Source organism: Psychrobacter sp. ASPA161_9 (assembly GCF_051970275.1).
Lineage (GTDB): Bacteria > Pseudomonadota > Gammaproteobacteria > Pseudomonadales > Moraxellaceae > Psychrobacter.
In genome coordinates this window covers 122,394-135,219 of the sequence record NZ_JBEFNI010000009.1, presented here as the reverse complement: position 1 = coordinate 135,219, position 12,826 = coordinate 122,394, and the positions used below count along the sequence as shown (strand labels likewise).

The 12,826-nt window shown below is 36.1% G+C and carries 9 protein-coding genes; 2 read left to right on the top strand and 7 right to left on the bottom strand.

The genetic code is table 11. From position 1 onward, the window contains the following. Nucleotides 1-293 precede the first annotated feature (293 nt). Together rpmF and ACTQ9S_RS11335 are read right to left on the bottom strand one after the other, a co-directional pair. A complete protein-coding gene (rpmF, locus tag ACTQ9S_RS11340) occupies nt 294-476 on the bottom strand; it encodes a 50S ribosomal protein L32 (RefSeq protein WP_068034628.1) in 183 nt (60 codons plus the stop codon). A 332-nt stretch (nt 477-808) separates the two neighbouring features. Next, a complete protein-coding gene (locus tag ACTQ9S_RS11335) occupies nt 809-1,402 on the bottom strand; it encodes a YceD family protein (protein WP_068326091.1) in 594 nt (197 codons plus the stop codon). 189 nt (nt 1,403-1,591) lie between these two features. Here ACTQ9S_RS11335 and ACTQ9S_RS11330 point away from each other — a divergent pair, with 189 nt between their 5' ends. After that, the gene (locus tag ACTQ9S_RS11330) at nt 1,592-2,125 is read left to right on the top strand and encodes an elongation factor P hydroxylase (RefSeq protein ID WP_440454992.1); all 534 of its coding nucleotides are present in this window, start codon (nt 1,592-1,594) and stop codon (nt 2,123-2,125) included. 95 nt (nt 2,126-2,220) lie between these two features. Here the strand turns inward: ACTQ9S_RS11330 and ACTQ9S_RS11325 are convergent, their stop codons facing one another. After that, nucleotides 2,221-3,297 carry a hypothetical protein gene (locus tag ACTQ9S_RS11325; RefSeq protein WP_440454991.1) on the bottom strand — a complete coding sequence of 359 codons (1,077 nt, stop codon included), beginning with the start codon at nt 3,295-3,297 and terminating at the stop codon, nt 2,221-2,223. Nucleotides 3,298-3,372: 75 nt separating this feature from the next. Here ACTQ9S_RS11325 and ACTQ9S_RS11320 point away from each other — a divergent pair, with 75 nt between their 5' ends. Further along, nucleotides 3,373-4,281: a competence protein CoiA family protein gene (locus ACTQ9S_RS11320; protein ID WP_440454990.1), complete on the top strand. Its 909-nt coding sequence runs from the start codon at nt 3,373-3,375 to the stop codon at nt 4,279-4,281. Nucleotides 4,282-4,433: 152 nt separating this feature from the next. On the opposite strand, the gene ACTQ9S_RS11315 is transcribed toward ACTQ9S_RS11320, so the two are convergent. The 4 genes from ACTQ9S_RS11315 to ACTQ9S_RS11300 form a co-directional block, all read right to left on the bottom strand. After that, nucleotides 4,434-7,190, bottom strand: coding sequence for a TrlF family AAA-like ATPase (locus ACTQ9S_RS11315; protein ID WP_440454989.1), 2,757 nt, complete (start codon nt 7,188-7,190; stop codon nt 4,434-4,436). 116 nt (nt 7,191-7,306) lie between these two features. Continuing rightward, nucleotides 7,307-10,003, bottom strand: a complete 2,697-nt coding sequence (locus ACTQ9S_RS11310) for a DEAD/DEAH box helicase (protein WP_440454988.1) — start codon at nt 10,001-10,003, stop codon at nt 7,307-7,309. Between the two features lie 15 nt (nt 10,004-10,018). Then, complete coding sequence (locus ACTQ9S_RS11305; protein ID WP_440454987.1) at nt 10,019-11,581, bottom strand: site-specific DNA-methyltransferase; 1,563 nt, start codon at nt 11,579-11,581, stop codon at nt 10,019-10,021. A 101-nt stretch (nt 11,582-11,682) separates the two neighbouring features. Further along, on the bottom strand, nt 11,683-12,627 hold the full coding sequence (locus ACTQ9S_RS11300; protein WP_440454986.1) for an Arc family DNA-binding protein: 945 nt from the start codon (nt 12,625-12,627) through the stop codon (nt 11,683-11,685). Nucleotides 12,628-12,826 lie beyond the last annotated feature (199 nt).

Genomic DNA, 12,826 nt, shown 5'->3' with positions numbered 1-12,826 from the left:
TACAGCCAGTAGTAAGCTGATAGTAATACAACGTATTTACCGAGTCATAGCAGATGCTATAAATAAAGCATTTTAGCTATTGAATCATACAGATAATGAGAGCCGTAAATAAAACATACTAGTAAATAATAAATAATAAAAAGCCAAGTTATCCAGCTACATAATATATGATAGCGAAATAACTTGGCTTTTATTGGCTCAATATATACTGTCTAAGAATAGTGGCAGGCGGCAATAGTAGATGAGTGAAAACATTACTATCGCCAGATGCAAACTATCAAATGAACAATAACTTAAGCTTCTTGACTAACTTTAAACAATTGACGACCACGATAAAAACCATCTTTAGTCATGTGATGACGACGATGTTTTTCACCAGTAGTAGCATCAACGCTTAGCTCAGCGATTTCCATACGATGGTGTGAACGGCGCATGTCACGACGAGAACGACTTTTACGACTTTTTTGAACGGCCATGATATAGCTCCTATACTTAAAAGGGGATAAGCTTGAAATTCAGCTTTAATCGACACTGACAGAGGCTATATAATCACAACAACCTAAGTCTTACGCATCATTAGTTAAATAGATTGCCACGTATTAAAGTGTTGATTACGTCTAAAATCTATAATTAGTTTGCAAGCTCAGCTTCTCTCTGCCAGTAGCAGATTGCTAGAATGCAATAAACGGGACATTATACGCATGTTTAACGGATTAATAAAGCCCTGCTTTTCACTCTTCTGCATAAAGCCGCCAAAAAGACAGTAGAATATCTGCCAAAATATCTTTTACAGATGCCGTTTATAGCATTATAAATTACCTTTCAAAGACGCCAAAGCAGCAAAAGGATTTTCAGTTTCTTCTTCTTCTGGTATCTCACCAAACTGCTCAACACTCATCTCGCAAGCATCATGCTTTGGAGCCATTGGCGTTTTCAGTAAAATCTCATCTTCGACCAATTTTTTAAGCGGTAATAAACGCTCTGGTGCAGGCTCAGTGATAATTTCATCAAGCAATAGATAGTCCTGTTCTTCACCGACCAGGCGCACTTGGCTTTCATTATCGAGTAGAGCGATATCATAATCATCGGTCAAATCGATAGCAATGGGTTGCAAACAACGCTGGCAGGTTAACCATACTTCACCAGTTAAGGTAAAAGATAGATGCAACACATTATTATGGCGATATAGATTGGCTTTCATCTGAAGATCTGACTGCAGATGCTCAGTCGTTAATAGGGGATTAAGACGCTCAAAAGAGCGTGGTGCTACTTGCCCTACCCACTCAAAACCACTGTCTTCCCATTTACTTAAGGAGATATGTTCTGGCAGGTTAGCTGACGTAGGAGCTGATGCTTTATCAGCTTGAAGCGCTGACGGCTTGTTTATTGGGGTGCTTGACATGCGCGGCCTCATTCATCAAAAACGGTGTATAATATTGCCTGCCATACTAACGGAAAGCCTGATATGACGCCAGCGCTAGTATGTTACGATTTTTGCTGCTTACTATCTATTAAAAACGCGTACGATAAAACTTGCTATAAAAATAGCCTCATAACTTTTTTATTATTTACCTATTTGACTTGTCTATTTATGAATTCTCAACCTGATCATCCTGATTTTTCTACAATATTGACTACAACTAATGCTACCAATTTATTAAATCGACTAATAAAATTAGAAGATACTTCTAATTTTGGCTCGAGTTATACCAACTTAACCGTCGGTAATAAAAAATTAGACGCTGTAGCCAAAACTAAGCTCGACAGCTACTTAAAAATTTCACAACAGCAGTGGCAGTGGTTAAATGATGTTAATACAGATAACAAAATTAAAAATACACTTATCAATACCTTGAGCTTACAAAAAAACTCCGAATACGCTCTTACGGATTGGCTGATATCACTGTTCAATGCCCTATTTTTAGGACAACAAGTAGAATTGATACGCGGCGAGCAAGAACCAGAGTATTTCCCAACACAAGGTGATAAACCTGCACGTATTGTATTCGCTCATGGTTTTTTTGCCAGCGCTCTGCACGAAATTCACACACCTCTTTATAGGTTGACATGCTATAAACCTCTTATTCTAATAATGTACATCACCACACTACTCCTCAGCATTTAAAACAAAATCATCACTTCAACGATCATTACTACTTATAAATATGAAGCACTCTTATATATCAAAAAGACAATTATCGTTCTATTAATTAGAAAGCATTATAGTGAGTTTATTAGGTATCCTTCATGTCCTAAGAAATAACCTCTTAATGTCATCCTATCAAAACTATAAACGTGAGCATGCGGAGCCTCTCTACATCTTCCTACTAACGGCTGTCTTTGATCAGGCTTACCATCAGCTAGTTCAATAGGCGCTGTGCATATCGGACAAATAGAGGTGAAAGCAGTGATCCTTGCTATTCTATAACCGTCAGCTCCCTTATACATTTCAATATCAGCATTATCTGTATTCAGACTTGCAAACAACAATGGCGCTTTACTCACTCGATGCGTCATTAAATGATGAAGAGGTTTGAAGAACCATAGAAAGTTCATATAGGCAAAAGGGATAAGTGCGATAATAGTTAAAGCCGTTATTAGACTCAGTGTTGGCAAATCTTTCATAAAAATTATAAACACGATTGAAAATAAAACGATGAGGACATCTAGCAAAAGACTAGCGAGCATTAAAGCTATCAAGAGTAAACCTTTAGGACTATACAACTTCAGCTCACCATTTCTAAAGAACAAACGAATGAAGAGTGATGGTTTGACTTTAGAAGTAGGCGCACGCTGGTAAGTTACTTCATAATAATTTTCTGGTGCGTCATCCTCATCTTGTAACTCGCTAACTGGTAAAGTCTCGAAAGGTTCAATATCCAACCAGAATAGTTTTTCTTTGCCACGACCACCTTTTGAAGGATCTACCTTAATAATAGGTATATATCCCATTCTGCTAATAAACTCAGGGTCTATTTGGGTTCTTACAAACTCGTATAAGTCCTTCTGTATTTTCCCTATATTGATTAGATTCTGAGCTTCTTTACTGTCAACTTCATCTAAGCAGACTTCCTTATCAATTGCATATATTATTTTACGAGAGATTTTGTCAGGCTCGTAGTTATCATCAGTATTAATAGATAGGTTTTTTAATCTACGTTCTAGCATTATCTGTATATAACGTTGATTATTGGTTTCGTTAGGATATGAATCTAACTGTTTTTTCAATTCATTGAATAACTCTAAGTATTTGTTTTTCATTAATATTAAACCGATTAAAACCCATTTATACCCCATTTTCAGGGTGTTTCATCTAAAAATTCTAGCTAATACTAACCTTACTTTACACCAACTCTAAAGAGGATAGTAATCATGCTAATGAATATCGCAATTAATAATTCAGAACGATTAGTCAATATCAAACAAGTCGAAAAAGGACTTGCTTGCAATTGTATTTGCTTCGAATGCAGTGAACCCGTTGTCGCTAAAAAAGGAGAGAAGAACGAGCATCATTTCGCTCATTCTAGTAATAAGGAAAGCTGTCATATCAACCCTGAAAGCATCCTACACAAATTTGCCAAACAAGTCATTATGGAAGAAAAAGCGATAGTGCTACCACCCCTACCAAACACTGATGAGGTTGAGGCTAAAACATGGCAGTTTATCCGTTTAATAGAAGAGCAAGCTGTCGGTTCAATTAGGCCTGATATAGTAGCTAATATTGATGATGAGACTGTATTTATCGAAGTTGCAGTGACATCGTTTGTAGATACAGACAAACTAGACTTTATCAAGCGCTTAGGTATCAAGACAGTTGAAATCGACCTGCGTGAGATACTTCGTCAAAATGTGGATATACCTAGTGAAGAAGCAAGACTATTTATCTTGGATCAAGTAGACAACAAAAAATGGTTATACCCTGTAGCCAAAGAGATTAAGGTTCAATCAGAAGATTGGCTGAGTACGCTGAATATGCACTCTCCAAACGAAAATAAAATTACTAATGAGAAGGATATACAGCTATCTAAATCAAGCAAAAACTATACTAGATATCGATTTACGATTGACGGTATATGGGTAGACGTTTGGGAGTTCGATGATGGTGGAGTTTCAGTAAAATCTGTAAGCTATAATCTAGAAATTATAGCGTTACTTCGACAATGGAAGAACGAAGGTGGTGGTAGATATAATACAAAGTTTAAAGCTTGGAAGTACTTCAGCCCTTTCGCGGCCACTGTCTTACAACGTTTACGAGAGATGGATACTACTCCTAAAAACTAGTTAAATCGACTATAAATAGTGACAAATATTAGAAAGAGAATTGATATATGCTCGAGTATATTCACTACAATCTTAGTTAAAAATTTGAGCTGAAACCTAATATGATCTAACTTACTTAAGATTGATCTATTAGGTTCCAGAATAAACACTTATCAAATATCGTATTTCTTCTCTCTCAACTTGAAGGCAGTATCTCCACCTTCAAGAATTTCACAAATATGCTCTTTAATTGTTTTAGACTCTAAAGTAAATGCATCAGGTAAATCAGATTTCAAGCTTGACTCAATGCTACCAAACTTGTATTCAAACTTTTTATTGTTTTTGTTTAAGTTTTTAGCACCATTTTGATTTGCGATAATAATCTGCTCACTGTCTGCATTTACGACTACATTCGCATTATGAGTTACTAATATGATTTGTCTATGTGCCTTTTTTTCTTTAATGTATGTTACGAGTTCAGTATAGATAGCTCTATTGTCTAAGTCATCTTCGGGTTGATCAATTATTATTGGACAACTTTTATTACTGCATTCTAAACTGAGCTTCAACACTACAAAAGCTTTCTTACCTTGAGACATCACATTATAATTATCACCTTCATATATGACATCATAACTAAGTCTAAACCATATATTTGTGAAGAATTCTTTGACAAAACCCTCCTCCGTAAAACCTGCTTTAAGCCTAACTGAATTATCTCGAATAGATAAGATTATTTCATCAAATACTTGAAGCAAATCATAAGCAGTTGATGTTTTTATAACTGTATAGCTTTGTGCTTTATCACTTTGTAGATTTAGGCATTTCTTAATAAAATCACTAAATTTAATGTTCTCAAATGATGACTTAGGTGTTACCTCTAGATTGCTATCTTCCAAAATACTTATCTGTTTTATAAGCTCCAGCGGTTCGTTATTCATCTCTTGCCAGTTATTACGAACTTCAATTAAAAGTTGTTTCGATTCATTTTCAATAGCCGTGATATCTTGTTCACATACTAAGATACTTTGTAGCTTTTGACTTTCAGCTTCTTTTTGATTTAATAAAGGAGTTATTAAATCAGCTTCTTTCAAGTATTTTTCACGACTAATGAATATATCTTCTTTAACTATCGAATTTTGACTATCCACAGTTTGGATACGAACCTTCTCCAAAGCTACTGTCGCATCCTCTTTAAAATTAATAATCTGAGCCCTAGCATAGTCTTGAATACTTACCAGTTTAGACTCTAATATTTCACTAAAATGCTCATAGCATAAGTTATCAATGAAAGGATTAACAGTATTGAAGAATTTTTCAGTCTCAAAACTGTCAATCTGGGTCTTAGTTATAACTATTTGTTCTAAATCTTTTTCTAACTTCTTGAGCTTCGCTTTTTTGAGTTCATGCTCTTCAATATCTTCTGAAGTCAAACTGCCAGTATTTGACAAATTTATACTTTGGCTTAGCTTCTTAATCTGTTCCTCTATATCTTCCCTATTACCTATATTTCTAACACGATCATTTATTTGATCAACTTTCTCTTTATTAGTAAAGTAATTTGATAGTTTACTTGCATTAACTTGTTTTAAGTCTGCAACTCTATTCCTGCTATCTTCGAAAGCATCAGGGTTTGACTGTAGTAAAATACTTTCGATAATACTTTCGACACCTTCCTCTTGTGACTTACTGTACATATGACCTTGATAGAAGTATTCAATTGCTCTTGTATCATCATCTTTACCATCTTGCCAGATGATATTTATACTTTTTGATAGTTCTGGTATATGGCTATTAGCTTCTATATTCTCTAAAGATTTTGGCGTTATTTTATGCGCAATACACTGTATTAAAGTAGACTTTCCTGACGAACGCCCTCCAACAATAGTATTGAGATTTGGATTTAAATAAATTACTTCGTTGCCAATATTGATATCATTAATTCTAACCCTTTCAATAACTTCATAGTCTAACTTAGTTTCAGGTTTATTAGGTCCTATATGAACGCGTGTCGCAGGCTCATATAAGATTTGCTTGAGACCCTCAAATGTGGGCTCAGCTTTTATCCAACAAAACCTGTTCAAATCTGGATTAAACAGCTTCTCTAGAGAATGAGCATCACTACCATGTATACAAGGTTTACATTCACCATATTTATCAGGAAAAGAGCCACTTTTTCCATTAAAAAAATCTATATCTTTTTCGTTTGCTGAAAAAATTACATCAGCAAGGTTATATATAGACTCTCTTAGCATTCTTATAGAAGAGTTTTCTGATTCATTTAGGAATTTTTCATGACCTTGAAAAGAAGAGGCACCGTCCTTATTTGAGTTAGAAACTCCAACAATACACCTACTTCTAAAGTTAGGAAGCTCTTTAAAAGCCTTTATCAACTCTGAAGGATTTAATATAAAATTTGAAACTCCAGCTCTGATAGCTGATTTTTCATCAAGTTGGTCATTATCTTCAGCGGCTTTACCTAATCTAATAAGATCAAGCTTGCACAGACTATATTCAGAGCTGTTTGAATAAGTAAAAACTAGCTTCCTTGAAAACTGCTCTTCATACTCTTTGACATGCTTTGGATCTATAATTAAGTGAACATTTATTAAGCTACCTTTATCTGTACTTGGAGTTGTTCTTAACTCGATATTGGGCATAAGCTTAATTTTTTTGATAATCTCTTTCTCATCATCACTAAAATCATTATTATTCTCGATATTATCCTGATATGTTTTAACTAGCTTATAGTTCTCAATATTAAAATAATCAGTAATGCCTATTACTTTAATGTTGTAATCTATGGCTCTTTTGAATAGATGGCTGCAATATTCGTCGAATGAAATATTCGTGTATCCATCGTTTTTAGCGGTTCCTTTTGTATGGACATGTAAGTCCCAACGTCCCCACTCTGAGCCACGATTAACCATTTGAAATTCCTATAACTGTGAATGCATTATGATTTTTATAAATGTCTTAATAAAAAAAACCCAACAGGATAGTATCACCTTTCACCTGCCGAACTAATGTTTTCTAATAATATTTTTTAGCCAATTGCCTGATTAATCTGTTCCTCTAAACTTCGCCCAAACTTATCCTGAGCATTTGCCATTAGGAAGATTCGCTTACCGTTGCTGTTCTTAGCCCACTGTTTACCAATATCGTTCTTAATCAGTGCATCCTCAGCTGTATCTAGATGTGCACCTTTATATTCTAAGACGAAGATTGAGCCATCAGTTAGCTCAGCTATAAAGTCAGGGTAAAAGTAGTTTCTATCTGTTGGTAGCCAAAAAGAAGTTCTCTGCTGTGACTCTATATTCCTAACCCAATGCTTAACTCTTGGGTGCATGTCTAGCAGTCGAGCGCATATAAACTCTTCTGAAACTCTACCTTTCTCCGTCTTCTCTATCAAATCATTTATTTCTGCGTAAAAATGCTTTTTGAACTTATAGCTACCACGATATGGTTTTTTTACTGGATACACTCCTGCCTTAAACTCAAAAGAGTTTTCCTCAGTTATATTATGATCTACCATTAAAAGGTCGAACATATCTGTTTGGAAGGCTTTCTTACGTGCTAAATGAGACAAACGATCCAGCTCATCTTTGATTGCTTGTACGAGCTGAAATTGGGCGCGGTGCAGACTAGTTAGTGAGAGCTTTTTCTCGCGCATGAGATAAGCTAAAAGCTTCACTAGATATGCTCTTAACTGTGTTTGCGTTAAACCTGTGCGCCGAGTTTTTCTGTCCAACCAATTAATTAAATCTGTTTCACTAATAGGCGTTGGCATATCTGCAAAGTGCAATTGCTTAGTATCAATGTGACCATAACTTAACTTCTCATTTTTGAGGTTCACATCAATTTCAAAGCTATTCGCTGTTTCCTTTATCTGAAACTGCTCAAGACTTATAGGGAAATCCAATAGATCCCAATCTGCAAAATCTTCAATAACCTCTTTATCTGCCAGTTGCCAGCTGCCATCAAAAATCAAGCCTAGCTGTGGAATCAAAGAAAACTGAGCGTTCCAGTTTTCAGGCGCATTAGCTGCTTGTCTTTGTGCTCTTGCTTCTTGAAACACCGATTCTACGTAGACTTGCTGCTTTGGAGTCGCTTGATTTAAAGCAGCATCTTGGATTTGATCAAAGCGTTCATCTGTCGTACCTGTGGTAATAACTAAGGCTGTGCCTTGGCTTGTCTCGTGCTTTCTTACATATACTTGTAGATCAGCTTCAAACTCTTCAATATTGATATCAAATGGCAAAGAAATAAGCGTTTCAGGATCATTAGGCTTTTTATAGTTTTCCTCAGACTCATCTAACTCTAATTTAGCTTGTGTAGCAGGGACAATAGCCGCTTCTGCTTCCCATCTATCGAAGCCCATATTTTCTACCATACGGTCTTTTAGCGTAGATGTAGCGGCTGCAATACTGTCTGATATCACATGAGCATAAGCTTTATTAAGCTCTTTATTCTGACGCTCTTTAGCATAAGGCATTCGTAAGACTCGACCTAAGAGCTGCTCTACATCTGTCGCAGAATTGATATTTTGCAAGCTAGCCAATATATAAGCAAATGAGCAGTCCCAACCCTCTTTAAGGGCTTCTACAGTAATCACTATGCGAATAGGGCAGTTTTCGCTAAATAGGTTTATATCTTCAAGCTCTCTTGTATTACCTGTTGAGATAGCTATCCAATCAGCATTGATATTACTTTCTTCAATTAGAAATTGCTTCACCACTTCGACGTTAGCTTCACCATTTTTGTCCTGCGCTTGAATCAGTAGAATTGGCCGTATGTATTCTGCTTCTTTCTGAGCTATTAGCTCTAGATCAGCACGCTGAAGCAAAGCATCAATCAAACAAGATTGCCAACCTTGGCGATGTTCTGTAAGTACTACAGGCAACTTAATCATATGGTCAGTTTTAAGCTCAGCAGCAGACACCGAATAAAGAACATTATTATCTTTAGGAGTTGCCGTCAGCTCTATTAAGCACCTAGGATTCAGCTGTTGGATAGTATGGAAAAAGCTTTTCCCACCTCGATTCTTATGTGCTTCATCAACGATAGTAATTGGGCGATGAAGGTTAAAGAAGTTAACCAAAGAGTGCTTTACTCGTCCTATATCTTTTTCTGATAAAAAAGGTTGGTGCTCTAGCGTTTCTCTAGTTACTTTATCCAAAGTCTCAGTTTGGCTTGCTGTTAGATTGGTAAAATGTTCACTCAAACTCTCATCAAAAGCATAAGCATTACGCTGATGGGTTTTATCTTTACCAATATTAAATGTTTGTATAGTTGTAACAACAATAACGCATGAATTGCCAATGTCGTGCTTGTTCATGGTCTGTAATGTATCAAGATCACAAACCTTGAGCCTATCGCCGTAGTGACTTTGTAGAGCCTGGCGGTATGGATGACGCACATCAGTTAAGGCTGCAAGTGTTTGTTGGCGTATCATATCAGTAGGTACTAGCCACAGTACGATAGGGGCATCTGTATCGGCATAATTTTCAGCTACTACAGGTATGCTGTGGGCTGCCAATAAGGTTTTACCACCACCTGTTGGGATTCTTATACATACACTAGGAATGCCTTGTAGACGGTCGTTATAAGGGACTACATCCATATCAGCATCAAACAGGCACTTTTCAAAAGCTTTTTCAGGTGTGCTAAAAGAAGTAAGAGTAAAGAATTTTTCCAAGGCTTTAAGTGAGCGATCTTGATAGTCTTTTAATTGTAATGTCATGAGTGGTCCTTGCAGTTATTTAGCTTGGCTGACGTATAGGGCGTATGGAATTTGTTTAAACTCAATAGCAAGAGTTTCTAATTTTGCTGAACCGATACGTGTCGCTTCACCGATAATAATGCGCTTGCCTTCATACTCATGACACTCATTGAGATATTTCAGAATAGGATTGGTCAAGACATTGCCACCATTTGGCCTTCTATCACCCAATATGCCATTGTATAGTAGATAATAAGCTACCCCTTCATGAACACCTAAGAAAGGGGTAGTTATATCATTAGTAGAGATAAATGCTGTGTGTGTCTCCAGCCACCATACATAGCTTGCTAAGTCAGAGAACTTCACATCCGAATGCAAGAATCCTTGTTCATCAAAGACAGAAGATCCTAGCGTATAAAAGCTAAAACCACCGCCACCTTTCCATTCAACATCAGTTGAAATACCGCCTTTTTCTCCATCTATAACTTTTTCAAGCCGTGGAATAACATGCGTTTTAGCATGATCACCCATTTCAATACCAATATATTTTCGGCCCATTTTATGAGCTACAGCCGTAGTAGTACCAGAGCCAAGGAAGCTATCTAGTACGATATCACCTTCATTTGTAGCTATATGAATTATACGTTGTAAGAGTTTTTCTGGCTTTGGAGTATCGAAAACGTCATTAGTATTGAATTTCTTAGCTTCATTTTTAGCTTCATGATTATTACCAACCTCGTTGTTCAACCAGATGGTTGAAGGTGGCCTACTAGGATCTTCTTCTACAAACTGTTTAACATAAATATTCCATTCACCTTTTTTCTTTATAAATTCTACTAGACCCTTTTGTAAGTTCTGTTCATAAGTTTCTTTCGACCATCTCCAGTTACCTTCAGTATTTGTTGATGGCCTGATAGGATAAACCATAGTACCGTCTGGAGCTTCAATCCCATACCAAAGATTAGGCCTATCTTCACGTCTCGAATTAGAACCCTCTTTACGTAAAGAGCGCTTTCTATAGTAAAGACCAGTTTCCTCGTCTAGACTATTAAACTGTTTTAGATTCTGCTTTACTTTAACTTTGTTGACAGTAAAAAGTTCTGATTTCCGATATACGAGAATAGAGTCATGATCAGTACTGAAAAGCTTGGCATCCATCCTTTGGCTATATACTTTCTGCCATGAAATATCTGTGACAAAATTAGACCTCCCAAAGATTCCATCACATAAAACTTTCATATAGTGTGATTCATTATCATCTAACGTAATCCAAATTGAACCATCTTGTGCTAATAGCTTCTTCAATAGCTGCAGTCTCGGATACATCATCGATAACCACTGTGCGTGCTCTAATTTATCGTCATAATGCTCAAATGCTGACTGTGTATTGTAAGGTGGGTCAATAAATATACATTTCACCTGACCACCATATAGGGGCAATAAAGCCTTCAAAGCTTGCAGGTTATCACCCTGAATAATCAAGTTCTCTTTTGCTTTTTGCTTATCACCGTAAGCTTCTTCAAACTTGAGCAAATGGTAAGGTACATTGTCAGCAGTTTCTTCTGCCTGATTGCGGTTTACCCAGTCTAATAACGGCATAGTTGTTCCAATTTATATAATAATATTTATCTAATTTAATATAGTTAGAGATGATACAACATTTTTCGAATCTCAATTTATATTGATATATTCCAATAACACTATTTATTAACTAACTTAGACAAAAAATCCTTTCGTTTGATAGTGTGAGCGTTTGACAGACACATCTCGTGCCATCCTTTCCAATAGCTATTATTTTTCTTCAAGTACATTGATTCATCCCAAATAGCCTCAACCCAAGTATTATGACTATACTTATCGATAATTTTAATTGGGTTTTGTTCTACCCAGATAAGTTCATTGAAATCTAATTCTGATACTAATGCCCCTTTAATCTTTAAAGGATAATGCTTGCATAAATATTCTAAAGTGAGAGTTAATAGCGCTTTTTCTTTAGTATCGCCTAAGCCAATACCGTCAAAAAGATGAATACGGGGATTCAAAACCGAACCACGCCAACTGTCGTAATGCTTAATAATAACAAGCTCGCCATAGATAGTATTATTACGAGCGAACCAAAGTGACTTGACCTCTCTCTCGTTACAACCTTCTAGCAAACGCTCTGCATTGTCTTTGATATCAAAACCAAATTTAAAGTTCTCCTGTTTAAAAGGCTTGCCTTCACCATGAATTAACCAGCTTTTTTGACAGCCAAAATATTCTGCTAGCTTACTTAACTCTTCAAATGATGGTTCTTTACGCCCTTCGAACCATTCTTCAACGGTAATAACGTTATCGTAGCTAAATGCTTCGGCTACTCTCGAAATACTTGGCGTGTTAAAACTATCAACTGCTTGTGCCTCACTTAAAATAAAGTTCAGTTTATGAGCTAATGACATTAAGTGTTCACTACGTAGATGAGCATCAAAAAATTCTTTTAACTTACTTAGAGCCTCACTGTAACTCCCTTCGTTGCTCTTAAAAGATGCCTCTAATCTATATTGAGCCTCGGCATTAATAGAACGTCCGCTAACCTGTGCAGCTTCAGAGATAAGAGCCTTAAGTTCAGCAGGAATTCTTAAGTTAAATTGTACATTTTTTGACATCGATAACTTCCAAATGAAAATAATACATGATGAGGTAAGCAATTTTATCATAAAGAACTTGTATGGATGTTAGCACAATGCTAACATCGTTTGTAACATCGAAATAACAGTAGGCAATACCAAATTGTAATGTACAAATCAATGTTCGAGTGTCAAAAGACACTCAGAGAACTTGTAATAAAGGAAGTAAAAAACTAGC